A 25,254-nucleotide genomic window follows, 5' to 3' on the forward strand; every position below is an offset into this window, starting at 1 on the left:
CCGCATTCATTGTCCGCATTTGCCTATTTACCGCCCAAGCCGATATTCCGTGACCGCCATTTCGAACCCGCATGACGCCGTACCTGTGCCGCGCGGCACGCTGATGATTCAGGGCACCACGTCCGACGCAGGCAAGAGCACGCTCGTCGCGGGTCTGTGCCGGCTGGCACGCCGCGCCGGCGTGCGGGTCGCGCCGTTCAAGCCGCAGAACATGGCGCTCAATAGCGCGGTGACGGTCGACGGTGGCGAGATCGGCCGTGCGCAGGCCTTGCAGGCGGTGGCCGCGGGCATTGCCGCTCACACCGATCTGAACCCGGTGTTGCTCAAGCCGACGAGCGACCGTGGCGCGCAAGTGATCATCCACGGCAAAGCGCGCATGAATCTCGATGCACGCGCGTATCACGACTACAAGCCGGTCGCCTTCGAGGCAGTTCTGGAATCGTATGCGCGTCTGCAAGCGGCGTACGACACGATTTTTGTCGAAGGCGCGGGCAGTCCCGCCGAGATCAATCTGCGCGACCGCGATATCGCCAACATGGGTTTCGCTGAAGCGGTCGATTGTCCGGTCGTGCTGGTGGCAGACATCGACCGGGGCGGCGTGTTCGCGCATCTGACCGGTACGCTCGCGTGTCTGTCGGACAGCGAGCAGGCGCGTGTGCGGGGCTTCATCATCAATCGCTTCCGCGGTGATGTCAGTTTGCTCAAGCCCGGACTCGACTGGCTCGAAGCGAAGACCGGCAAACCGGTGCTCGGCGTGGTGCCGTATCTGCACGGTCTGACGCTGGACGCCGAAGACATGCTGCCACCTGAGTTGCGAGCGGCACACAGCGGCCAAAGCGACGATCCGAACCGGATGTTGCGGGTAGTCGTGCCGGTGCTGCCGCACATCAGCAATCACACGGATTTCGACGCGCTGCGCGCGCATCCGCAGGTCGATTTTCATTACGTGCGAAGCGGCACGCCGCTTCCGCCGGCCGATCTGATCATCCTGCCGGGTTCGAAAAACGTGCCGGGCGATCTGGCCTTTTTGCGTGCGCAAGGCTGGGACACGGTGCTGCAACGGCATCTGCGCTACGGCGGCCGCGTAATCGGAATTTGCGGCGGCATGCAGATGCTCGGACGCGAAGTGGCCGACCCGCACGGCGTGGAAGGCGCGCCTGGAACGAGCGCGGGCTTAGGCTGGCTCGATTACTCGACGGTGCTGACGCGCGACAAAACGCTCAAGAACGTGACGGGGCATCTCGCGTTGCCCGGGGCGCCCGAGGTAGCCGGCTACGAGATTCATATGGGCGAGACGCAGGGTCCGGCGCTCGGCTCGCCCGCGCTGCAACTGGGCGAAACGCCAAATGCGCATCCGGACGGCGCGATCTCGGCCGATGGCCAAATTCTCGCGACCTACGTGCACGGGCTGTTCGACACGCCGGCCGCGTGCGCCGCACTGCTGGCGTGGGCGGGACTGAGCGACGCCGAGAAAATCGACTACCCGGCGTTGCGTGAGGCCTCGCTGGATCGACTGGCCGACACGCTTGCTGAGCACCTCGATCTTCCGAAGCTTTTCGCTGCGATTGGTTGAGCGAACCTGACCGGATGGTGGTGATTAAATCCCATTGGGAAATAATCAAAGCCTAAGAGGTGGTTTTTCACCTCATTTGGTTCGAATACAGTCGTGACGTCGACGCCCGATGCGGGTCGTCTCCCTCTCGTAAAGGACTCGTCATGAACTCGAACCGCTCCGCCGATCTGGCCGCCTTGATCCTTCGTCTGGCCTTGGGCGTTCTCTATCTCGCGCACAGCTTGCAGAAGATTTTCGTTTTCACGCTGCCGGGAACGGCGCAGTTTTTCGTTTCGCTCGGCTTGCCGGGCTGGCTCGGCTATGTGACGGCGTTCGTCGAATTGATCGGCGGTATTGCGCTGCTGCTTGGCGTGCAGGTCCGCTGGGTCGCGCTGGTGCTGCTGCCGTTCATGCTCGGCGCAACGTCGCAGCATCTGCAGAACGGCTGGGGGGTCGCGTCGCCGCACGGCGGCTGGGAATATCCGGCTTTCTGGGCGGTGACTCTGGTTGTGCAGTCGCTGCTCGGCGCCGGTGCGTTGGCGCTGAGCGGTGCGAAGGCGCCGCGCGCAGTGGCCGCCTGATACGCCTCACCCAGGCACGAAACCGCGCCGGCGCTTCAGCGCGCCGGCAACAAAAAAGCACGCGCCGTGTGGCCGCGTGCTTTTTTTATTGCGTTGAGCGAGGCGTACTTCAGGCGTTCCGGGCATTCCGGACCCTGCGCCGCATCCCCCCGCGCCAATCAATCAATACAACACGATCTGCGTGCAGCGAAACAGCGCCATCGTTTTGCCGTTCGGATCGGTGACGGTGGCGTCCCACACCTGCGTGCTGCGGCCCAGGTGGACGGCCTTGGCGACCGCGCGGATCGTGCCTTCCGTCGCCGTGCCGAGAAAATTGCTTTTCAGTTCGATGGTCGTGAAATTGCGCGCCGTCTCGGGCAGGTGGGCGAGGCATGCATAGCCGCAGGCGGTATCGGCGAGACCGATCACCGTGGCGGCATGCAAAAAGCCGTTCGGCGCCAGCAACTCCTCGCGCACGGTCAATTCAGCGGTCAGCGTGCCTTCCTCCAGCGCCAGAACCTGCACGCCTAGCAAGCCGGGCAGCTTGCCCTTCTGACGTTCGTGCAGACGCTCGATGGAGTATTCCGGGCGAAGTTTGCTCATGAGATTCGGGTCCTCGATGGAAAAAATAGCGATGTAAGGCGGCCAATAGCCGTTTGGGGGCTTCGGCCCCAGTGAATTTGTCGATATTATCAACGGCTGGATCGGCGGGTGAACCTGAAACGGGCACGGATCAGGGCACATCGGCGCAAGTCAGAGCAAACTGCGCGGTAAACCGGCTGGCGGCGCCCAGCCTTCTTTCCGGGAGAATTCATGACGGTAATCGTGGTGGCGAATCCGAAGGGCGGCGTGGGCAAAAGCACGCTGTCCACCAATCTGGCCGGCTATTTCGCGTCGCAAGGGGAATGGATCGCGCTGGCGGACATGGACAAACAGCAGTCGTCGCACGCGTGGCTGTCGCTGCGGCCGCCTGCGCTGCCGGCCATCGAGACCTGGGAGGTCGACCTCGAGAACCCCGCCAAACCGCCCAGAGGTCTGGAACACGCGGTCATCGACACGCCGGCCGGCTTGCATGGCAATCGCCTGAATATCGCGCTGGATCTCGCCGACAAGGTGATCGTGCCGCTGCAGCCGTCGATGTTCGATATTCTCGCCACCCAGGAATTTCTCGAGCGGCTGGCCAAGGAGAAGGCGGTCAGGAAAGGCGCGATCGAGATCGGCGTGGTGGGCATGCGCGTCGACGCGCGCACGCGCTCAGCGGAGCAACTGCATCGCTTTGTCGAGGGCTTGAAGCTGCCGGTGCTGGGTTACCTGCGCGACACGCAGAATTACGTGCAACTGGCGGCGCACGGCCTGACTTTGTGGGACGTCGCGAAAAGCCGTGTGGAGAAGGATCTGGAGCAATGGCAGCCGATCATCCAGTGGACCAACGGCGCCGGTAAAAAGGCTTGAAGTGAATGGCAGGCGGCGTGGCCGCCCGCTTTGTGGAACCGTGCCGTGCGGTGAAAGGCCGGTTCAGATCCGGCTCAGGTCCAGTTCTGGGTCGGCACGTGATCGCGGCTGCCCTTGATCTTGTTGTTGTCGTCGACGAACACCAGATCCGGTTTCCAGCCTGCCTTCAATTCCGCTTCGTCGACCACGGCGAACGCCGCGATGATCACCAGATCGCCCAGTTGAGCACGCCGTGCGGCCGAACCGTTCAGCGAAATCATGCCGCTGCCGCGTTCGCCCTTGATCGCGTACGTCGAGAAACGCTCGCCGTTGTTGATATTCCAGATGTCGATCCGTTCGTTTTCAATGATGTTCGCGGCTTCCAGCAAGTCTTCGTCGATCGCGCACGAACCTTCGTAGTGCAGTTCACAGTGCGTGACCGCGACGCGATGGATTTTCGACTTCAGCATGTTGCGTTGCATGACCAATCCCTTGTACTTCTAATGCGTGTTTGCGCAGCCTAAGACGGCTTCAGATTTCGAGGTTGTCGATGAGACGGGTGGTGCCGAGCTTGGCGGCAGCCAGCACGACCAACTCCGCATTCATGTCTTGCGCGCCCGGCGCCAGCAGATTCGAGCGCTTGCGCACCGCGATGTAATCAGGCTGCCAGCCGCGTGCGGCCAGTGCCGCCATCGCTGCCTGTTCGAGTTTTGCGAAGTCGCGATCGCCTGCAAGCACCGCATCGCGCACGCGATTGAGCTCGGCAGCCAGCATCGGCGCCTCGGCGCGTTCGGCCGTTTCCAGAAAGCGGTTGCGCGAGCTGAGCGCGAGGCCGTCGCTATCGCGCACGGTTTCCGCGGCGATGATGTCGGTCGGCAGCGCGAACTGATGGCACATGCTGCGCACGATCATCAACTGCTGGTAATCCTTCTTGCCGAACACCGCGACGCGCGGCTGCACGCACGACATCAGCTTCATCACCACCGTGCATACGCCCTGGAAGAAACCCGGCCGGAATTCGCCTTCGAGGATGTCGCCCAGATCGTGCGGCGGATGCACGCGGTACTCCTGCGGTTCCGGGTACAGATCCCGTTCCGTCGGCGCGAACAGCACGTAGACGCCTTCTTTCTGCAGCTTCTCGATGTCGGCTTCGAGCGTGCGCGGGTATTTGTCGAAATCTTCGTTCGGGCCGAACTGCAGGCGGTTGACGAAGATGCTCGCCACCACCGGATCGCCGTGCTGGCGCGCGAGGCGCATCAGCGACAGATGGCCCTCGTGCAGATTGCCCATGGTCGGCACAAAGGCGGTGCGATTCTGGCCGCGCAACTGGTCGCGCAATTCATGGATCGAGCTGATGACTTTCATGATCGGACAGGGATTTCCTCGCGCGGCGCGAGACTCGGTTGGCGCAAAAACTCAGGTTTTCGCGTGGCCCGCGGCCTCGCTGGTAATGACAGGTTCGGAGCGCGGGATTGTAGTGGATTTGTTCCCGGGGTGCACCGAAAGGAGGCGTCTGCGGCAGCGCTGGCGCATGCAGGCCCCGTTGTGCGGCATCAAGCCGGCAGATAGGCGAGGCGCACATAGATCGGTGCGAACGGCTCGGCCTGCGTGATTTCGATGAGCGACTCGCGGCACAACTCCAGCATGGCGATGAAGTTCACCACGACCACCGGCACGCCTTTGCTCGTGTCGAACAGGTCCGAGAACTCCATGAAGCGCGCGTTCTGCAGTCGCCGCAGGATCGTGCTCATATGCTCGCGCACCGACAACTCCTCGCGCGAAATCTTGTGATGCTGAACCAGTTTGGCGCGCTTGATCACGTCGGCCCACGCGGCGCGCAGGTCTTCGCTGTCCACATCCGGGAACCGCGGCGTGATGCTTTGCTCGATATACACCTCGGCGCGCAGGAAATCGCGGCCAAGCTGCGGCAGATGGTCGATGCGCTGCGCGGCGAGCTTCATCTGCTCGTATTCGAGCAGGCGGCGCACCAGTTCGGCACGCGGATCTTCGGCTTCGTCGCCGCTATCGGCCTTCTTCACCGGCAACAGCATGCGCGACTTGATCTCGATCAGCATCGCGGCCATCAGCAGATACTCGGACGCGAGTTCGAGATTGGTCTGGCGCAACTGGTCGACGTAGCCGAGGTATTGGACGGTGACATCCGCCATCGGGATGTCGAGCACGTTGAAGTTCTGCTTGCGGATCAGGTACAGCAACAGATCCAGCGGGCCTTCGAACGTTTCGAGGAACACTTCGAGCGCGTCCGGCGGAATGTACAGATCCGTCGGCAGCTTGAAGAGAGGCTCGCCGTACAGGCGTGCGAAAGCGATGCCGTCTACAGTGTCCGGCGTCGAATCGGTGGCGGGCGCGGCAAGCGCGGCGTCAGGCGCCTGTGCGGCGCCCTTTGCCTCGTCGGCGTGACTCACGCGCTTAGAAGTTTTGATAGTACGAGTAAGGCGTCTGCTCCACGCGCGAGGCTTTCTGCTCGGCGCGTTCTTCGAGGTCGATCGGCTGTTTGTCCCACAGCAGCGACCGGCCACGGCGCTGCTCAGCTTCCAGATTCGGTTTTTGTTGCTTGAGCTGGTTCAGGAACTGGGTGATGTCCGATTGATACATGGCTAGACGTCCGTGGTTTGGGGAATGGCGGCTGCTTCGCGGGAACAAACGGGAACAAGCGCGAACCCGCGCGGCATCGCTCCTATTCCATAATTTTACCGCATGCGCCGCGCGTGGTCGAAAAACGATGGGCGGCGCGAGCGGCCGGCATGCAAAAACGCCTGGAACCCCCGCTGCCGCGATGCGTCAAAGGCGGGCGCGTCGTCGGCGAGGCGGTGTGCGAAGCGGAACCGTGCGTCCATGTGGAAATCACTACGCATGCGGCATGGGGCGCGGCACGCTGGGCCAAAACGCCTACCAGGTCTCATACGGCAAACGCCCTTTTAAGAGATGGCGCGGTCTCGCCGATGTGGTCAAATAGCGAGCTTCGGCCGCCGCGGCGAGCCCGAGCGACAGAATTCATCAACCACGGCCGGAGGTCCTGTTTGGCGGGGTGTGCGATCGAAGAGCCGCATAGGCGGCGCGGCAAAACCGGTGACGAGCGAGGGCCGCTGACGCCCATTCGGCGCTGGCTGCACGCGTGGCTGGCGTTCGGCATCGTCATGCTCATGCTTGCCTCGGTCGACGCGCACGCGGCGCGGCGCCCGCCCGCCAGCTACAAGGTCGATATCGAAGCCACGCCGCGCTCGTTGCGCAAGCTGCTTGAAGCGCATCTGGACGTGGCGCGCTTCGCCAAGCGTCCCGACATCAGCGACGACCAGTTTGAATTTCTGATTACGGCCACCCCGCAGCAGGTGCGCGATCTGGCCGCCACGCAGGGTTACTTCTCGCCGGTCGTGCGCACCGACGCGCGAACCGTCGACGACCAGAAGCGTGTGACGGTGAGCGTCGATCCCGGCCCGCAAACCCTCATCACCTCGATTTCGCTATCGTTTCGCGGCCCGGTGCTGACCGAAGACCCGGCGCAGGAAAATGCCGCACGCTTCGCGTTTTCACTGCACGAGGGCGACCCGTTTTCGCAAGGCGACTGGGACGACGCGAAAAACGCTTCGCTCAAGGCGTTGCAGTCGCGCCGTTACCTGGGCGCGAAGATCTACCACTCCGAAGCGCGGATCGACCCACGTACGCACGAAGCGAAATTGTCGGTGACGTACGAGAGCGGCGCGACCTTCACGATGGGCAAGCTCGACGTATCCGGCACGCGGCGTTATCCGGAACAGATCGTCGACAACGTGAATCCGATTTCGGAGGGCGATATCTACGACGTGCAACGCATCGCCGAATTGCAGCGGCAGTTGCAGAACACGCCGTACTACGCGAGCGTGGCGATCGACGTGGACAGTGATCCCGCCAAACCGGTCGAGACGCCGATGCACGTGAAGGTGTCGGAGTATCCGTACAACAGTATCCGCGGCGGCGTGGGTTATTCGACCGACAACGGCCCGCTGATCCAGGGTTCGTATTCGTATCTCGACACCTTTGGCAAAGCGTGGCCGTTCACGGTCGACGGCCGTATCGACCAGATCCAGCAGTACGGGCAAATCCAGCTCGCGATGCCGCCGGGGCCGCGCGCGTGGACCAATAGCGTGCTGGCTTCCTACACCACGACCGACGTGTCCGACACACGCATCTACAGTATCCGCGGCGGCGTGCAGCGGGCCCGGACGTCGCAGTTCATCGACTACAACTACGCGATCCTCTATTACCAGGACCGGCTCGACCAGAATGCGGCCGCACCGACCACCAGTCGCGCGCTGGTGCCGTCATGGTCGTGGACCCGTCGCAATACCGACGATCCGCTGTTCCCGCGTTCGGGCAACCTGATTCACGTCGAAGCGGGCTTCGCGGTCAAAGGCGCGCTGACCGACCAGACGTTCGCGCGCGCCTACGCCCGTGGCCAGCAGTACCTGCCGATCGGCAGGGAAGACCTTGTGCTGATCCGCGCCGAACTCGGCGGCGTGTTCACGAGCGGCAGTTCGAGCGGGATTCCGGCTTCGCTGCTGTTCCGCGCGGGCGGTTCGAATTCGATACGTGGCTACAGCTATCAAAGCATTGGTAATAACGTCGACGGCTCGGTGCTGCCCACCAAGTATCTCGTGACCGCGTCGGCGGAGTACCAGCATTGGTTCAATCACGACTGGGGCGCAGCCGCGTTCTTCGACGTCGGCACCGCCACCGATACCTGGGGCGAGAAAGTCTTTTATCCCGGCGTCGGCGTTGGGGCGCGCTGGCGCAGCCCGGTCGGCCCGGTCAACGTCGATGTCGCCTACGGGATCCGCAACCGGAGCGTGCGGCCGTACCTGACCCTCGGCATCGCCTTCTGATGGAAAGCCGCTTTTACATGATCCACGCATGACCACGGACGTTTCCGCCCAACCTCCCGCGCAGCCGCCCGGCGCTCTTCCGCCAGGGGAGCCCGGACAGCAGCCTCCGTCCGATGCGCCGCCGCCCAGGCGCCGTCGCGGGCGGTTGTTGCTGAAAACGCTTGCGTGGATGGTCGCCGTGCTGGTGCTGCTGGTCGCCGTGGCGATCGGCCTGCTGTACGGCGCGCTGACGACTGAGCGTGGCACGGCGTACGCGTGGCAGGCGGCCGTCAAACTGCTGGGCGGCAAGCTGACCGGCACGCTCGAGAGCGGCGCTATCGCCCACGGCGTGCAACTCCGGCAGGTGCGCTGGCGCAGTCTCGACGGCAGCGGCACCGATATCCAGATCGACCGCGTGGCCGGTCGCTGGGAACTGACGCACAAGCCTTGGCGCTTCGCGATCGACTATCTGCATGTCGGTACGATCGATGCCCGTATCGGTTCATCGTCGTCGAGCAGCAGCGCGCCGCTGAAACTGCCGCAAGACTTGCGCTTGCCGATGCAACTCGAGGTGCGCGACGTGCAGGTCGACAAGCTGCTGTTGCACGAGGGCGGGTCGACGACCGAGCTGTCCCGTTTCATGTTCCATGGCCGCAGCGACGGCCGGCACCACGAGGCCGCGATCGAGCGGCTCGACACGCCGTTCGGCGCCGTGACGGCAACTGCGAAGCTAGATGGGGTGCGGCCGTTTCCGCTGACCGGCGACCTCGGCTATTCGGGCAAGGTCAACAACGAAGCTGTGCAGGTGGGCGGCCATCTGACTGGGTCGCTGGAGAATCTCATCGCCGAACTCGACGCTAGCGGCATGAAGCTCGCCGGCCATGCGCGAGTCGAGGCTACGCCGTTCGGCGACGTGCCGTTGCAACGCGCCACGCTGACTTTTGATCACATCAACCCGCAGGCGTTTGCACCAGGCGCACCGCTGGCGGATCTGGCCGTGCGGGCGGAACTGCAGCCGGTGGGGCCGGATGCGGCTGGTGGCGTGACGTTGGGTGCGGCTAGTGGGGCTAGTGCGGTGAGTTCGGCCAGCGCTTCCCGCGCCGCGAGCACCGCCGGCGCCAGCAGCGCTACTGGTATTGCCGAGCCGCAACACGTTGTCAAAAACGGCAAAGGCGGCGTCAACACCGATGCAGCAGCAAAAGCCGCAGCGGGGTTCGCCGTCGCTGGCCATATTTCGATCGTCAACGCCAAACCCGGTGCGATCGACCAGAACCTGCTCCCTGTGATCGATGCCAACGCCGACGTGCGGCTCGACGCGCAGGCGCAGCGCATTTCGAACCTGATGGTACGGCTCGTGAAAAGCGCCACGCTTACGGGCGGCGGCGCGCTGACTGGCAAACGCGGCCAGTTCGATCTGCAAGTTGCAGGACTCGACCTGAACGCACTTGAAGCGACCGTGCGGCCTACCCAGCTTTCCGGTCCGATCGGCATCCGTCTGAACGACGACGTGCAAAGCCTGACACTCGATCTCGCCGACCCGAAAGCGGGGTTGCGCGCGCAAGGCAAGGTGACCTTCGATCCCGCGCGCTTGAGCTTCAACGACGTGCGTGTCACATCGGGCAAGGGCCGAATCGATCTGTCCGGTGCGCTTAAGCACGACGCGAATTCCACCTACAACCTGAAAGCGCAGCTGACTGATTTCGATCCGTTGACGCTGACTTCGCAGATGCCGTCCCGCACGCCGGTAACGGGCCCGGCGCCTGCGGCAAGTACTGCCAAAAACGTGAAAGGTGCGAAAGTCGCACAAGGCGCGGCAGAAGCGGGCAGCACCGCCGGTGCGAAAAGCGCTGCCCCTGGCGACAAGGCCGCCGCCGTGGTGAAGAACACCGCCAAGGCCGCCGTGCGGACCGAAGTGGTTCAACGTAAAACGCCGCCGCCCAGACACACTGCGCCGCCTGCCCACAAGATCGAGGCACGCGTGAACGGCACGCTCACCGCAGCCGGCATGCTCGGCCCGGTCTTCACAACCAAGGCCGAATTCAAACTCGGCCCGAGCGTCTACGACGGCCTGCCGCTGACGGGCGGCGGCGTGGTCCAGTTGTCCGGCTCGCGGATCCTGCCGAGCCGCGCGAATCTTTCGGTGGCGGGCAATCAGGTGGATTTGCAGGGCAGCTTCGGCGCGCGCGGTGACCGGCTGCGTTTCCGGGTCGATGCGCCGGAACTTGAACGCCTTGGTTTCGGCCTAGCCGGTCTTATCGCCGCGGATGGCGACGTCACCGGCTCGTTCGCGCATCCGAATGTCGTGCTGAACTACAAGGCGGACAGTGTGGTGTTCAGCAGTAACCGCATCGGCCATGCGGAAGGTCACGCCGAACTGCGCGACGGCGCAAACGGCGCGCTCGTTTTCACGACCGACGCGCGCAATCTCAGCGCCGGCGGCGTCGATCTCACCACGCTCACGGCGCGCCTGTCGGGCACGCGTGCCAACCATACGCTGGAGGCGGCGGCCACCGGCAAATTGCAGGACCGTCCGCTCGATCTGACGCTCGCCGCCAACGGCAAATTGACTGAAGCACGTGACGGCACGCGCTGGGACGGCACCGTGACCCGTCTGCAGAATCGCGGCACACCAGCGTTGAATCTCGAGTCGCCGCTCGCCGTAAGCGCCGGGCCGAACCGTCTGACGCTCGGTGCGACCCGCCTCACGCTCGAAGGCGCGGTGCTGAGCCTGAAATCGTTCGCGTTCGACCACGGCAAGATCCAGTCCGCGGGCACCTTGACCGACATTTCACTCGCGCGCCTGCAGGATCTGCGGCGGCAAATCACCGGCGAGCCACCGGCCGTCAAAACCGATCTGGTATTCGACGGTGACTGGGATTTCGCGCTCGGCAGCACCGCGAGCGGCCACGTCCAGTTGAAGCGTCGCAGCGGCGACGTCACGGTCGAGATCGGCCGTGGTCTGGCCTCGCTGGGCATCACGGATATGACCGCGCGCGCTGAATTCAGCGGCGGCAATCGGCTAAATGCGACCTTGCACGCACAGGCCAGCCGGATCGGCGTGATCGACGCCGACGCGCACACCACACTCGTGACGCGCGACGGCTTCCTGACCGTCAACGAAGAGGGCGCGGTCAGCGGGAATGTGAATGCGAACGTGCCGTCGCTGAAAACGACCGGCGGGTTGTTCGGGCCGAGCTATCTGCTCGACGGCCACCTCGCGCTGAAACTCGCGCTCGGCGGCACGGTCGCCAAGCCGAACCTGACGGGGTCGCTGATCGGCGATGGCTTGTCGGCGACGATGGTCGACCAGGGTGTGCAGTTGAAGGACGGCGTGGTGCGCATCGCGCTCTCGCAAAATCTGGTGGACTTCCAGCAGGTCGAGTTTCACGGTGCAAGCGGCACGCTGCGCGCCACCGGCCGTGTGCGCCTGGATGGCGCGGAGCCGGATTTGACCGCGAGTATCGTCGCGGACAAGCTGGAATTGTTTGCGGCGCCGGACCGCAATCTGTCGCTATCAGGCAGCGCGAGCGTGGCGAACGCGGGGGCACAGGGCGGCATGGCGATCAACGGTAAATTCGTGGTCGATCACGCGCTGTTCGATATGCCGGAGCAGTCCGCGCCGAAGCTTGGCGACGACGTGGTAGTGGTGCGTCCGGACAGCACGGTGGCAGGCGAGCGGCCACCGCCGCAGGTAGCGGGCACGAACAAGCCAATCGGTCCGTTCGCGCCGCGCGCCAATATCGACATCAGTCTCGGCAACAGCTTCCGTTTCCGCGGCATGGGCGCGGACCTCGGCCTGAGCGGCACAATCACCGCGATGAGCGCGCCGAATCTGCCGTTGCGCGCGGTCGGCAATGTCCGTGTGACTCAGGGTTCGACCTATACCGCGTTCGGTCGCAAGCTCAACATCGAGAATGGCTTCTTCACGTTCAACGGTCCGGTGGCCAATCCGGGGATCAACATCCTCGCTATGCGCCGCAATCAGCAGGTCGAGGCGGGCGTGCAGGTCACGGGTACCGTCCAGTTCCCGGTCGCGAAGCTGGTGTCCGAACCGAACGTGGCGGATAACGAAAAGCTCTCGTGGCTGCTGTTCGGACACGGCACGGATCAGGGCAACAACCTCGGTCAGCAAAGCACCATGACGACTGCGCTCGCCCTGCTCGGCAGCGCGAGCGGCAAACGGATCGCGCAGACCTTCGGGCTCGACGAGTTTTCGATCGGGCGAAGCGAAGTCGGGCTGACCGATCCGCAAGTGGTCATGGTGTCGAAGGCGATCAACGAGTGGCTCGTGGTGGGCTACGAGCAGGGGCTGCAGTCGGCGAGCAATGCGATCAAGGCGACGGTGAACCTCACGCGCTATTGGTCGGTCGCGGCGTATGGCGGCACGTTCGACGGCTTAGAATTGCTGTACACGCGGCGCTTCGATCAGATTCGGTGGTGAGCTGATCAAGACGACAGCGATGGCCGTGTTCTGATCAAGGCCACGACACAAAAGAAAACGGCACGCCTTTTAAAGCGTGCCGTTTTTGTTGATGCCTGCAGCGTTCGACGCCGCGCGCTTTATTTCACGCGCATGCCCGGCTTCGCACCGCTATCCGGCTCGAGCACGTAGAGGCCCGGTTCGGCTTTCTCGTCAGTGGCCGAAGCCGCCAGCACCATCCCTTCGGACAGACCGAACTTCATCTTGCGCGGCGCGAGGTTCGCGACCATCACCGTCAGCTTGCCGACCAGTTGCTCCGGCTGATAGGCCGACTTGATGCCCGAGAACACGTTGCGAGTCTTCTCTTCGCCGATGTCGAGCGTGAGTTGCAGCAGTTTGTCCGAGCCTTCCACCGCCTTGCAGTCGACGATCTTCGCGATGCGCAGATCGACCTTGACGAAGTCGTCGATCGAGATGATGCCAGGCGTTTCATCCTTATCGGCGCCGGCTGCTTTCGCTGCCTTCGACTTGGCCTTGGCATCCGCCGGCGCCGCCGCTTCCGGTGTGGCTTGCAGCGAGTCGCGATTCGCTGCGATGAGCGCTTCGATCTGCTTCGGATCAACGCGCGTCATCAAATGCTTGTACGCGTTGATCGGGCGCGTGGAGGAGAGCGGCACGTTCGCGTCGGCCCACACCAGCGGTTCGATGCCGAGGAAGGCTTCGACCGCTTCCGCCAGCTTCGGCAGCACCGGCTTGAGCGCCAGCGACAACAGGCGGAATGCCTCGATGCTTACGCTGCAGGTTTCGTGCAACGCGACCGCATTCGCCGCGTCTTTCGCCTGATCCCACGGCTTGGCGGAGTCGACATACGCATTGACCGCGTCGGCCAGTTCCATGGTCTGACGCAGCGCGCGGTTGTACTCGCGCGCTTCGTAGTTCGCGGCGATTTGCGGCACGGCGGCGCGCAGCGTGGCGAGCAGCGGATGTTGCATTGCGCTGTCCTGCACCCGGCCCTCGAAACGCTTGATCAGGAAACCGGCGGCGCGGCTCGCGATGTTCACGTACTTGCCGACCAGATCGCTGTTCACGCGCGCCTGGAAGTCGTCGAGGTTCAGGTCGAGGTCTTCCATCGTGCTGTTCAGCTTGGCCGCGAAGTAGTAGCGCAGCCATTCCGGATTCAGACCCGTATCGATCACGCTTTGCGCGGTGATGAACGTGCCGCGCGACTTCGACATCTTTGCGCCATCGACGGTCAGGAAGCCGTGCGCGAACACATTGGTCGGCGTGCGGTGGCCCGAAAATTCGAGCATGGCCGGCCAGAACAGCGTGTGGAAATACAGAATGTCTTTGCCGATGAAGTGGTACTGCTCGGCGGTCGAGCCCTTGCGAATCCACGCGTCGAAGTCGAGGCCGCGCTTGTCAGCGAGGTTCTTGAAGCTCGCGTAATAGCCGATCGGCGCATCCAGCCACACGTAGAAATACTTGCCCGGCGCGCCCGGAATTTCGAAGCCGAAATACGGCGCGTCGCGCGAAATATCCCAGTCGGCGAGCTTGGCTTCGCCGGCGTCGCCGAGCCATTCGCGCATCTTGTTGGTGGCTTCCGGCTGTGCCAGACCGCCCACCCACGCGCGCAGGAAATTCTCGCAGCGCGGATCGGACAGGCGGAAGAAGTAGTGCGTCGAAGTCTTACGAATCGGTGTGGCGCCTGAGACGACCGAATACGGATTGATCAGATCGGTCGGCAGATAAGTCGAACCGCATACTTCGCAGCTGTCGCCGTATTGATCTTTCGCGCCGCACTTCGGGCATTCGCCCTTGATGAAGCGGTCCGGCAAGAACATTTCCTTGACGGGGTCGTATGCCTGTTCGATGTCACGCGCTTCGATCAAGCCGGCTTCCTTGAGCGCCAGATAGACCGATTCGCTCAGCACGCGATTCTCTTCGGAATCGGTCGTGTAGTAATTGTCGAACGAAATCCCGAAGCTGTCGAAATCGCGCTTGTGTTCCTGCCAGACGCGGTCGATCAGCTGCTTCGGCGTCAGACCTTCCTTTTCCGCGCGCAGCATGACCGGGGTGCCGTGTGTGTCGTCGGCGCCCACGTAGTAGACCTCGTGCCCGTGCATTCGCAACGTCCGGACCCAGATGTCCGTCTGGATATATTCAACCAGATGGCCGATATGGATTTGCCCGTTCGCATACGGAAGGGCCGACGTGACGAGAACCTGGCGACGGCCTGACGGCGCGCCTGCGGAGAGATCGGTTGCGGGTGCTGACATAAGGATGGTGGGAGCCTGCGGTGGGACGAAACGTTGATTCTAGCAGGGCCGGCGTTTGGCGCGGGCTGGGCCGCCTGGGCCGCGGCTGGGTCGCTGCAAGGGTAGGGTGGTGTGTCCCTTAGGGAGATTCCTGCGGAACGAAAACCGAGCGCCCAAAAAAAACCGGGGCTATTAACCCCGGAGCAACAACGACAAGAGGAGAATGGTGACGCGGCGGCTTCGCCAGCCACGTACCGTAAAGACAGACCGCGGATTTTCGGCAGAGTTCGAAATTTTTTTCGTTCTCGTGCGAGATTTTGTTTCCCGCGCTTTTTTACTGCTTACCGGACGCCTCCGGCCAAAGTGGCAAACTTGCAAATGCAGCCGCCCGGCGCCCGGTTGCTTCTCCCTCTTTCAGGCTGTGCCCTTATTGCGTGGCGTGCTGAGCCGTGGCGCGCAGATAGATTTCCACGCGGCGGTTTGCGGCACGGCCTGCTTCGGTGTTGTTGTCAGCGACCGGCTGGTTCTGGCCCATGCCTTGTGCCGACAGGCGTTGCGGCGCAACGCCGCGTTGCCCCAGATAACCCGTCACGCTTTCCGCGCGATTGACCGACAGCGTCTGGTTGTAAGCCGGCTGACCCGTGCTATCCGTATAGCCGATCACCTGGGCGATCAGTTCCGGATTCTGCTGCATGGTCTGCGTCAGTTGATCCAGCACCGGCGCGAACGACGGCTTGACCGCGTAGCTGTTGGTGTCGAACGTGACCGAGCTCGGGATGTTCAGCTTGAGCGAGCCGTCGGGCTGCTCGGTGATCTGCGTGCCGGTGCCCTTGGTGGCGCCCGACAGCTTGTTGTGAATGGCTTGCCAGTTGTAGCCGGTGATGCCCCCCACCGCCGCGCCGACGCCTGCGCCGATCGCCGCGCCCTTGCCGCCGCCGAAGATTGCGCCGAGTGCCGCGCCCGTGCCGGCGCCCACGCCCGTACCGACGGCCGTGTTAGTGCCTTGTTGGGTTGCGCAGCCAGCCAGCAACGAACCGGCAACGGCAAATACAGCCAGGCGAGTCATGAGTTTTGCGTTCATTTTCTGTGTCCTCTTGAGTGAAGCGAGTAAAGCGGGTGGAAGCGATAAATCTATCCGTCGGACGTGACGGCCGTAAAGCGCGCAAGTCGACAATATGAGAATCCTGCGTCTTCCCTGGTCCCGGTCCGACAGCGGAGAAGGGTCTTCCGGCAAGGCTTGGCGCCAGCCACTACAATGATGACTGAAGTACGCAGCGATGCGACCCCATGGCGTTCCGCCTGCCCGAAGGGTGCACGGCACGCCTGGTTTTAGCAATGCTGCCTAACAATTTTTTTCAAATTCTGGCGCGTGGCGGAGACTTGGATTCCACCGCGCCGCAAGTGTTCCCCACGGAGTGTCAATGAGTATCGATCGGGCTTTGGTCGACGCTGCCCTCGCGGCCGTCACTGACCCCAACACGGGCAAGCCCTACGCGGCTGCCAGGAACATCAGGAACGTGGCCGTGGAGGGTGACACGGTTAGCCTCGAGGTGGTACTCGGCTATCCGGCCAAACGGCAGTTTGAAGCGATTCGCACGCAATTCACCGAAGCGCTGAAAGCCGTTTCCGGCGTGGCAAACGCGCGCGTCGAGGTGTCCCAGCAAATCGCCGCGCATACCGTGCAGCGCGGCGTCAAACTCTTGCCGAACGTTAAAAACATCGTCGCGGTGGCGTCGGGCAAAGGCGGGGTCGGCAAGAGCACGACCGCCGTGAACCTCGCGCTGGCACTGGCGAGCGAAGGCGCGTCGGTCGGCATTCTCGATGCGGACATCTACGGCCCCTCGCTGCCGATGATGCTCGGCATTACCGGCCGTCCGGAATCACCCGACGAAAAGTCGATGAATCCGATGACCGGCCACGGTCTGCAGGCCAACTCGATCGGCTTTCTGATCGAGCAGGACAACCCGATGGTGTGGCGCGGCCCAATGGCCACTTCAGCGCTCGAACAGCTGCTGCGGCAGACCAACTGGCAAGATCTCGACTACCTGATCGTCGACATGCCGCCGGGCACCGGCGACATTCAGCTGACCTTGTCGCAGCGCGTGCCGGTGACGGGCGCCGTGATCGTCACGACGCCGCAGGACATCGCGCTGCTCGACGCGAAGAAGGGTCTCAAGATGTTCGAGAAGGTCGGCATTCCGATCCTCGGCATCGTCGAGAACATGGGTATGCATATCTGCTCGAACTGCGGCCACGAAGAGCATATCTTCGGCGCGGGCGGTGGCGAGCGGATGGGCAAGGAATATGGCGTCGACGTGCTCGGCAGCCTGCCGCTCGACATCGCCATCCGTGAGCAGGCCGACTCCGGCAAACCCACCGTCGTGGCGGACCCGCAGGGACGTATTGCGGAGATCTACCGGTCGATCGCACGCAAGGTTGCGATCCATATCGCCGAGCGGGCGCGTGACATGACCTCGAAGTTTCCCAGCATCGTCGTCCAGAACACCTGACCCGCCGTTCGGACAAGGGGTTAAAGCGGGGCCAAGTCGCCAATTTGCGGCTGGTCTCGCGGTATCATGTCGACTTCACAAGTTCGGCTCGGCGGCCGCAGGGGCGGCCACCAGGCCGGCAAGAGGATCGCATGGGAAAACGAATCGACGGGCAGGCGGTGCATGCGTTCATCGTCCTGGCTGCCAGCAGTGTGCTGTTATGCGGCTGTAGCACGTTCCTGAGACCACAGGAAAAGCGTGCTGACGCACAGTTGCTGCCCACCGTGGGCAATCAGGCACGCGGTCTCGTCACGTTCATCGAGCGTTCGGACGGTGTGCAGGTCACCTACAATCTCTCCGGCTTGCCGCCCGATAGCGACCACGCGTTGCAGGTGCATGAGCGTGGCGACTGCAATGCCGCTGACGGCTCCAGCGCCGGCCCGGTGTTCTCGCCGGCAGCCGAGCGTCTGAAAACCGGCGCCCGGGTCGAAGGCGATCTCGGCAACATCCATGCGGACGCGAACGGCGTGGCCACCGGCTTCATCGTTGCGCCGGACGTGTCGCTCGACGGTATCCGCTCGGTGCTGCAACGCGCGGTTCTGCTGCATCACGATGCGACCGACCCTTACGCGTATCCGCAGCATGGCGCGGGCCCCGCGCTCGCATGCGGGTTGATTCGCCAGTGAGGGCAATGCCCTGCGGGTTCATCCGGCGCAAGCGGTTAGCCGTTTGAATGGCCTTGCGGCAAGCCTTTCGCGGTGCCGGGGACGACTCTCAGGTCCCTTCCGCGGCAGCATTCTCCTGATCGCGTAAAATAAGCGCCTTTCGGCGGGGGCGCGTAGCCGGGGGCGCCCAGCCCGGAGCGCGTAGCCGGTGGCGCCCGGCCCGGACCTTATGCCGGATCGTTACCCGTCACACATCTGTCACTCAAGTCGAGCAGCGTTCACCTATGACTATCAAATCCGACAAGTGGATCCGGCGCATGGCCGAGTCGCACAACATGATCGAGCCGTTTGCACCGGATCAGGTCCGCGTCTCAGAAGACGGCCGGAAGATTGTCAGCTACGGCACCTCGAGCTACGGCTACGACATCCGCTGCGCCGACGAATTCAAGATCTTCACCAACATCAACTCGACCATCGTCGATCCGAAGAACTTTGACGAGAAGTCGTTTGTCGACTTCAAGGGCGATGTCTGCATCATCCCGCCGAATTCGTTCGCGCTGGCCCGCACCGTCGAGTATTTCCGCATTCCGCGCAGCGTCCTGACCGTGTGTCTGGGCAAATCCACGTATGCGCGTTGCGGGATCATCGTGAACGTGACGCCGTTCGAGCCGGAATGGGAAGGACACGTCACGCTCGAATTCTCGAATACGACACCTTTGCCTGCGAAAATCTACGCGAACGAAGGCGTCGCCCAGGTGCTGTTTTTCGAAAGCGACGAAATTTGTGAGACGTCGTACGCGGATCGCGGCGGCAAATATCAAGGTCAGCACGGCGTCACGTTGCCCAAGACGTGACGTCGGCAGCGTACTGACCCACCAGCTATTCGGGTGACCGCTGCTTAGTCAAATGCAGCGGTCGTTCTTTTTGGAGAATCGCCCATGAAGTTTCGTTTTCCCGTCGTCATCATTGACGAAGATTTTCGCTCCGAGAATATCTCGGGTTCCGGCATCCGGGCTTTGGCCGAAGCTATCGAGAAAGAAGGCGCGGAAGTGCTCGGGCTGACGAGCTACGGCGACCTGACTTCGTTCGCGCAGCAGTCGAGCCGCGCGTCGTGTTTCATCCTGTCGATCGACGACGACGAATTGCTGCCGTACGTCGATAACGTGGTGGTGGAAGGCGAGACGCCGGAACTGGCGGCCGCGATCATCGCGCTGCGCGCGTTCGTGACCGAAGTGCGCCGCCGCAACGCCGACATTCCGATCTTCCTGTACGGCGAAACGCGCACCTCGCGCCACCTGCCGAACGACATCCTGCGCGAACTGCACGGCTTCATCCACATGTTCGAGGACACGCCGGAGTTCGTTGCGCGCCACATCATCCGCGAAACCAAGGTGTACCTGGATTCGCTCGCGCCGCCGTTCTTCAAGGAACTGGTGCAGTACGCGGACGAAGGCTCGTATTCATGGCATTGCCCGGGGCACTCGGGCGGCGTCGCGTTCCTGAAGAGCCCGCTTGGCCAGATGTTCCACCAGTTCTTCGGCGAGAACATGCTGCGCGCCGACGTGTGTAATGCCGTCGACGAACTCGGTCAGCTGCTCGATCACACCGGCCCGATTGCCGCCTCCGAGCGCAATGCTGCGCGCATCTTTAGCGCGGACCACGTGTTCTTCGTGACTAACGGCACCTCGACCTCGAACAAGATCGTCTGGCACGGTACGGTTGCACCGGGCGACATCGTGCTGGTGGACCGCAATTGCCACAAGTCGATCCTGCACGCGATCACGATGACGGGCGCGATTCCGGTGTTCCTCACGCCGACGCGCAATAACTTCGGCATCATCGGCCCGATTCCGCGCAGCGAATTCGAGCCGGAAAACATCAAGAAGAAGATCCTGGCGAATCCGTTCGCCCGCGAAGCGTTGGCCAAGAATCCGGACCTGAAGCCGCGCATCCTGACCATCACGCAGAGCACTTATGACGGCGTGATCTACAACGTCGAGATGATCAAGGAGATGCTCGGCGACTGGCTCGACACGCTGCACTTCGACGAAGCGTGGCTGCCGCATGCCGAGTTCCACGAGTTCTATCAGGACATGCACGCGATCGGCGCCGGCCGTCCGCGTATTGGCGCACTGGTGTTCGCCACGCACTCCACGCACAAGCTGCTGGCCGGTATTTCGCAGGCTTCGCAGATCGTCGTGCAGGATTCGAAGAACAGCCGCTTCGACAAGCATCGCTTCAACGAAGCCTATCTGATGCACACCTCGACCAGCCCGCAGTACGCGATCATCGCCTCGTGCGACGTGGCCGCGGCAATGATGGAAGCGCCGGGCGGCACGGCTCTGGTTGAAGAGTCGATTGCCGAAGCGTTGGATTTCCGCCGCGCGATGAGCAAGGTCGACGCCGAATACGGCGACGACTGGTTCTTCAAGGTGTGGGGCCCGGAGACGTTCGCGGAAGAAGGCATCGGCTCGCGCGAAGACTGGATGCTGCGCCCGAACGATGCATGGCACGGCTTCGGCCCGCTCGCCGACGGTTTCAACATGCTGGACCCGATCAAGGCGACCATCGTCACGCCGGGTTTGGATATGGACGGCGGTTTCGGCGAATCCGGCATTCCGGCTGCGATTGTCACGAAGTATCTGGCCGAACACGGCATCATCGTCGAGAAGACCGGCCTGTATTCGTTCTTCATCATGTTCACGATCGGCATCACCAAGGGTCGCTGGAATTCGATGGTGACGGAGTTGCAGCAGTTCAAGGACGACTACGACAACAACCAGCCGCTGTGGCGCGTGCTGCCCGAGTTCGTCTCGCATCATCCGATGTACGAGCGTGTCGGTCTGCGCGATCTGTGCGAGCAGATTCACAGCGTGTACCGCGCGAACGACATTGCGCGCCTGACGACCGAGATGTACCTGTCGAGCATGGAACCGGCAATGAAGCCGTCGGACGCGTTCGCCAAGCTCGCGCACCGCGAGATCGACCGGGTACCGATCGACGAACTCGAAGGCCGCGTCACGTCGATCCTGTTGACGCCATATCCGCCGGGTATTCCGCTGCTGATTCCGGGCGAGCGCTTCAACAAGACCATCGTCAACTATCTGCGTTTCGCGCGCGAGTTCAACGAGCGCTTCCCGGGTTTCCACACGGATATCCACGGGCTTGTCGGCGAAACCATCAACGGGCGCATCGAATACTTCGTCGATTGCGTGCGCGCCTGACGATGTGGGTGGTGAAGTCCCTGCTGGGTGCTGACGGCTGGCGGCGCGCGTTTGGCGCGCTGACCCTGACGTCGGCGCTGTCGGTGGCCGTGCTCGGCATCGCGCCGCTTCAGGCGCATGCCGAAGTCGCCGCGGCCGACCCGATCGACGCGTCGATGCGCACCTGTCTGGCGCGCAGTGACATGTCGTCGACGGCGGGGCAGGTGCAGTGTATGGACAACGCGCGAATCGGCTGGAAGGCCGCGTTGGACGGCGCGTGGCAGCAGCTTCAGGCGAAGTTGCCGCCGGCGCAACGCAACGCATGGGAAAAGAGTCAGGCAAGCTGGCTTGCCTCGCGTGATGTCGAGAAGCAGTTGCTCGCTGCCGTGTTCGAGACGACACACGGCACGATGTATGTGCTGGCCGAAGCCGACATGCAATTACAGCCGGTGCGTGACCGCGCGCTTGCGCTGCGCAGCGCCCTGGCCAAGGTCAGCGCCGGCGGCGGAGACTCACAGCGCCGTCTGCGCGCCTGTACGGCGGACGCGCAATGCGAGCACGCGATGTTCGATCTGAACCGCTATTACCGCCGCTTGCAAGCAAAGATGCCGGCGCGCTCGCGCCCGACGCTTGCACGTGCCCAAAAGGCCTGGACTGCGTATCTCAACGCCGCCACGCCGGTGATCGATGAAAACAGCCGCATCGATATCATCGGTGCGCGGGTGGCGACGCTCAAACGCTTGTCGGAGACGGTCGGCAACAGCTGAGTGTTCGCGGCTTACGTGAGCACATGGCTTTCGGCTTGCGACGCGGGCCGCGCAACGGCCGGCTCTCCTAGCAGATCACGCATGGCGTCTTCGATGCCGAGCGACATCGATTCGAGCGCGAGGTCGTTGTCGTCGATGCCGAAGGGCTCTTCGATCTGCGCGGCGATCGCTTCGTGCGCCATGAAGGTGTACGCGACGAACACCGCGAAGACTGGCGTGAAGATCCCGATGCTGTCGACCAGTCCGAACGGCAGGGACGCACAGAAGAAATACACCGTGCGGTGAATCATCACCGAGTAGGCGAAGGGCAGCGGCGTCGACACGATGCGCTCGCAACCGCCGATCACATCCGACAGACCATTCAGATTCCGATCGAAGGCGAGCACTGCCATCGGATCGATCGCGCCTGTTTGCGCGTGGCGCTGCACCCATTCCCCGAGAAACAGCAGGAGTGTTGCCGGTTTGTAGCGCGACGCTATGACGCGGTCAAACAGCGCCTTGGGCAGGCGATCCGCGAGATCTTCACGCGGATCGCTGTCGCGGAGCTGGTGGCGTAGGGCATGGGGGAGGGCGCTGAGGGCGGCGACGAACTCCTTGATGTCTTCCTTTGGCAGCTGTTTATTTTGCAGCGTGAGGGCCTGGCGGGTGAGCGAGCGGGACTCGTTCAGGAGCTGGCCCCAGAGCTTGCGGGCTTCCCACCAGCGGTCGTAGCTGGCGTTGTTCCGGAAGCCTAGAAACACGGCTAACGCTATGCCTAGCAGGGAGAATGGGGTGGTGGTGTTTAGGTTGAGCGAGACTGGCAGCAGGTGGTCGTGGGCGGCGACCGCGACGATCGCGATGCAGAAAATGAGGAATAGCCTGGGCAGCAGTTGCGGGAGGACGGAGCCTCTCCAGGCAAGCAGCATGCGGAACCAATGGAGGTGGGGGCGGATGATCATCGCAGCGGGGGTTTTGCCTTCGGCGGGTGGGGGTCTATTATCGCTAATGGTGGTGGGGCATGGTTTTTTTTGCCTTTGGCGGCGGCATTGGTCGTGTTCTTAGGGCTTTGGGCTTTCCTTGATCTGGGTTTGGTGCCTTTCCTTGTTTTGGTAGTGGTCTATTAGCGTTGCCCCTGTGCGGGGCGGCACTTACTTTCTTTGCCGCCGCAAAGAAAGATAAGCAAAGAAAGCGGCTAGAAGCCCCTGCTAAGTGGGCACCGTGGTCTGCTACGGGTAGTGGTGCGACTGGAATCCGTGTTCTCGCACATTCCGCGTTAGTGACAAAGGACTCATCAGCTCCCACTCCGCACTGCGTGCGTCGCGGACGGGTATGCATGGGAAACCCGGGGCTTCGTTCAAGATCTATGGGAGCCGTCGGCTTCGCCTCGGCGAGGCGCTCTGCACTCACCTGGGAACCCTAACTTCAAATGATATGGCAGGCGCCTTGCAATCACGGTCACGGCACGGGTGCCGTTGCCGTTCCAACAGTGTTCTCGCACACTCTGCCTTGGTGGCAAGGCAGTCATATCTCCAGATTAAGCCAGTCACGGCAAAACCATCTATTTACAACATAAAAAGGCGCTAGCGCCTTTTTATGTTCGTAGCCTAGTACCGCGGGTTTTTGTCAGTGTGCTGTTGCAATAGGGCGCGTGATCGTTTTAAAGCGTCCCTGCCTGTTGCGCATGGTTCCCATTGCGCGCATGCCTCTGCAGTTCTCCGGTGCCCTCTGCGTGGCCTTCGCCAGAAGGTTCGCTGCGCGACGCGCGGTAATGCAGCGTTGGGGTACTCCCTTCGCATCAAGCGCGATGATCTGGTACAACTCGTGATCAATTTCGACTTCTCGCCGATAATCCTCGCCAGTGTCGATCAGTACTTCCAGCAATTTTCGCTGACGATGCCGCTCTTCCCTCGTTACCGCCGGACTCCTGAATATCGAGGCCGCAAGCGTAACTAACTTGTCCAGTTGGCTTAGTTGCCGGTCAACAAGTCCGAAAGCAGACAGGGCAAGTTTTTCGTACTGAAGTGCGTCAACAGGTGGGCGCGATGTGGTTCGTGAATTCTTGGCGGATTTACTCATGGCGCGATCTCCCTGAAACTTACCTGGACCGCCCGACGCACTAGCTTGTAGTTTGCAAAGTGGTGAGCGGGCTCAATGACAAGGTTGGCGACCGGTGCCAAACGAAAACCGGCAGGCCCGAAGGCCTCCCCATCACGGCCCGCCCATAAGACGCGCAGAGATAGACACAGACCTGCCGAGACAGGTCTGCGTTTGGCAACAGGCCGCCAAGCCTGACCGTCGTTGTTTTGACGGCGAATTGAGTTTAAAACGTATCGTTTCGCGAGTGATCGCCTGCCTGGGCTAAAGAGCGTGGGAAACCACCATTTCCGAAATTTCCCAAACGCGCGCCCAAACACAGGACTACAGCACCGAAGAAACTTCAGCAAAGAAACGGAGTATTGATAGATAACGGACCGCGACGTCGCGCGAAGCGCGACGGGGCAAACGCTTCCGGCGAGCACGAAGTGTGAGACGGGAGGTATGACGTCCTTGTCACTAACGCCGAATGCGAGAGAACACAGATTCCAGATGCACCACTACCCGTTGCAGGCTACGGTGCCCACTTAGCATTAGCGGTCTGAGCGCACACAGCTCGCTCATATTTGCGCTGTGGTGAGCGGGCTCAGTGATACGGTTGGCAGACTGGCACCACAGCAAACCAGCAGACCCGAAGATCTCCCTATCACGGCCCGCCCATAGCAAGAAGACGCGCTGAAACAGACGCACGACCTGCCGGGGCAGGAGTACGTGCGTGGTGTGCAGGCTGCCAAGCCCGGCCATCGCTGACTCGACGGCGAATTGAGTTTAAAACGTATCGTTTCGCGAGTGATCGCCTGCCTGGGCTAAAGAGCGTGGGAAACCACCATTTCCGAAATTTCCCAAACGCGCGCCCGAACACAGAACTACAGCACCGAAGAAACTTCAGCAAAGAAACGGAGCATTGATAGATAACCGACCGCGACGGGGCAAACGCTTCCGGCGAGCACGAAGTGTGAGACGGGAAGTATGACGTCCTT

At 62.5% G+C, this 25,254-nt stretch carries 19 protein-coding genes; 10 read left to right on the plus strand and 9 right to left on the minus strand.

Features of this window, described 5'->3' with window-relative positions; all coding sequences use genetic code 11:
* The first annotated feature begins 103 nt into the window (after positions 1 to 103).
* Positions 104 to 1,573 carry a cobyric acid synthase gene (locus BM438_RS19225; protein WP_208620677.1) on the plus strand — a complete coding sequence of 490 codons (1,470 nt, stop codon included), beginning with the start codon at positions 104 to 106 and terminating at the stop codon, positions 1,571 to 1,573.
* 143 nt (positions 1,574 to 1,716) lie between these two features.
* Complete coding sequence (locus BM438_RS19230) at positions 1,717 to 2,133, plus strand: DoxX family protein (RefSeq protein WP_093636231.1); 417 nt, start codon at positions 1,717 to 1,719, stop codon at positions 2,131 to 2,133.
* 162 nt (positions 2,134 to 2,295) lie between these two features.
* Here the strand turns inward: BM438_RS19230 and BM438_RS19235 are convergent, their stop codons facing one another.
* Positions 2,296 to 2,715, minus strand: coding sequence for a PaaI family thioesterase (locus BM438_RS19235; RefSeq protein WP_093636233.1), 420 nt, complete (start codon positions 2,713 to 2,715; stop codon positions 2,296 to 2,298).
* Between the two features lie 210 nt (positions 2,716 to 2,925).
* Between BM438_RS19235 and BM438_RS19240 the strand changes: the two genes are divergently transcribed.
* The gene (locus BM438_RS19240; RefSeq protein ID WP_093636235.1) at positions 2,926 to 3,564 is read left to right on the plus strand and encodes a ParA family protein; all 639 of its coding nucleotides are present in this window, start codon (positions 2,926 to 2,928) and stop codon (positions 3,562 to 3,564) included.
* Between the two features lie 74 nt (positions 3,565 to 3,638).
* On the opposite strand, the gene panD is transcribed toward BM438_RS19240, so the two are convergent.
* From panD to BM438_RS19260, 4 genes are all read right to left on the minus strand, one after another.
* The gene (gene panD / locus BM438_RS19245; RefSeq protein ID WP_046566452.1) at positions 3,639 to 4,025 is read right to left on the minus strand and encodes an aspartate 1-decarboxylase; all 387 of its coding nucleotides are present in this window, start codon (positions 4,023 to 4,025) and stop codon (positions 3,639 to 3,641) included.
* Between the two features lie 49 nt (positions 4,026 to 4,074).
* A complete protein-coding gene (panC, locus tag BM438_RS19250; protein ID WP_093636237.1) occupies positions 4,075 to 4,908 on the minus strand; it encodes a pantoate--beta-alanine ligase in 834 nt (277 codons plus the stop codon).
* A 188-nt stretch (positions 4,909 to 5,096) separates the two neighbouring features.
* Positions 5,097 to 5,969, minus strand: a complete 873-nt coding sequence (locus BM438_RS19255; protein ID WP_093636239.1) for a segregation and condensation protein A — start codon at positions 5,967 to 5,969, stop codon at positions 5,097 to 5,099.
* A gap of 4 nt (positions 5,970 to 5,973) precedes the next feature.
* On the minus strand, positions 5,974 to 6,159 hold the full coding sequence (locus BM438_RS19260) for a DUF3460 family protein (RefSeq protein WP_054035105.1): 186 nt from the start codon (positions 6,157 to 6,159) through the stop codon (positions 5,974 to 5,976).
* Between the two features lie 425 nt (positions 6,160 to 6,584).
* On the opposite strand from BM438_RS19260, the gene BM438_RS19265 reads away from it, so the two are divergent.
* The gene (locus BM438_RS19265; RefSeq protein WP_093636241.1) at positions 6,585 to 8,423 is read left to right on the plus strand and encodes an autotransporter assembly complex protein TamA; all 1,839 of its coding nucleotides are present in this window, start codon (positions 6,585 to 6,587) and stop codon (positions 8,421 to 8,423) included.
* A gap of 28 nt (positions 8,424 to 8,451) precedes the next feature.
* Positions 8,452 to 12,843: a translocation/assembly module TamB domain-containing protein gene (locus BM438_RS19270; protein ID WP_093636243.1), complete on the plus strand. Its 4,392-nt coding sequence runs from the start codon at positions 8,452 to 8,454 to the stop codon at positions 12,841 to 12,843.
* 119 nt (positions 12,844 to 12,962) lie between these two features.
* On the opposite strand, the gene metG is transcribed toward BM438_RS19270, so the two are convergent.
* Together metG and BM438_RS19280 are read right to left on the minus strand one after the other, a co-directional pair.
* The gene (gene metG / locus BM438_RS19275; RefSeq protein WP_093636245.1) at positions 12,963 to 15,098 is read right to left on the minus strand and encodes a methionine--tRNA ligase; all 2,136 of its coding nucleotides are present in this window, start codon (positions 15,096 to 15,098) and stop codon (positions 12,963 to 12,965) included.
* 406 nt (positions 15,099 to 15,504) lie between these two features.
* Positions 15,505 to 16,158, minus strand: a complete 654-nt coding sequence (locus tag BM438_RS19280; RefSeq protein ID WP_093636247.1) for a YiaD family glycine zipper/OmpA-like lipoprotein — start codon at positions 16,156 to 16,158, stop codon at positions 15,505 to 15,507.
* A 340-nt stretch (positions 16,159 to 16,498) separates the two neighbouring features.
* Between BM438_RS19280 and apbC the strand changes: the two genes are divergently transcribed.
* From apbC to BM438_RS19305, 5 genes are all read left to right on the plus strand, one after another.
* On the plus strand, positions 16,499 to 17,587 hold the full coding sequence (apbC, locus tag BM438_RS19285) for an iron-sulfur cluster carrier protein ApbC (protein WP_093636249.1): 1,089 nt from the start codon (positions 16,499 to 16,501) through the stop codon (positions 17,585 to 17,587).
* Between the two features lie 131 nt (positions 17,588 to 17,718).
* Complete coding sequence (locus BM438_RS19290; protein WP_093636251.1) at positions 17,719 to 18,252, plus strand: superoxide dismutase family protein; 534 nt, start codon at positions 17,719 to 17,721, stop codon at positions 18,250 to 18,252.
* 263 nt (positions 18,253 to 18,515) lie between these two features.
* Positions 18,516 to 19,085 (plus strand): dCTP deaminase, encoded by a 570-nt coding sequence (dcd, locus tag BM438_RS19295; protein ID WP_028200499.1) that lies wholly within the window; start codon positions 18,516 to 18,518, stop codon positions 19,083 to 19,085.
* An 84-nt stretch (positions 19,086 to 19,169) separates the two neighbouring features.
* Positions 19,170 to 21,455, plus strand: coding sequence for an arginine/lysine/ornithine decarboxylase (locus BM438_RS19300; protein ID WP_093636253.1), 2,286 nt, complete (start codon positions 19,170 to 19,172; stop codon positions 21,453 to 21,455).
* 2 nt (positions 21,456 to 21,457) lie between these two features.
* Positions 21,458 to 22,201, plus strand: a complete 744-nt coding sequence (locus tag BM438_RS19305) for a lysozyme inhibitor LprI family protein (RefSeq protein WP_093636255.1) — start codon at positions 21,458 to 21,460, stop codon at positions 22,199 to 22,201.
* Positions 22,202 to 22,212: 11 nt separating this feature from the next.
* Here the strand turns inward: BM438_RS19305 and BM438_RS19310 are convergent, their stop codons facing one another.
* Together BM438_RS19310 and BM438_RS19320 are read right to left on the minus strand one after the other, a co-directional pair.
* Positions 22,213 to 23,139, minus strand: a complete 927-nt coding sequence (locus BM438_RS19310) for a bestrophin family protein (RefSeq protein ID WP_093636257.1) — start codon at positions 23,137 to 23,139, stop codon at positions 22,213 to 22,215.
* A gap of 664 nt (positions 23,140 to 23,803) precedes the next feature.
* The gene (locus BM438_RS19320) at positions 23,804 to 24,256 is read right to left on the minus strand and encodes a hypothetical protein (protein ID WP_093636261.1); all 453 of its coding nucleotides are present in this window, start codon (positions 24,254 to 24,256) and stop codon (positions 23,804 to 23,806) included.
* Positions 24,257 to 25,254 lie beyond the last annotated feature (998 nt).

Origin of the sequence: Paraburkholderia aspalathi, from assembly GCF_900116445.1 — a bacterium.
Classification (GTDB): domain Bacteria; phylum Pseudomonadota; class Gammaproteobacteria; order Burkholderiales; family Burkholderiaceae; genus Paraburkholderia; species Paraburkholderia aspalathi.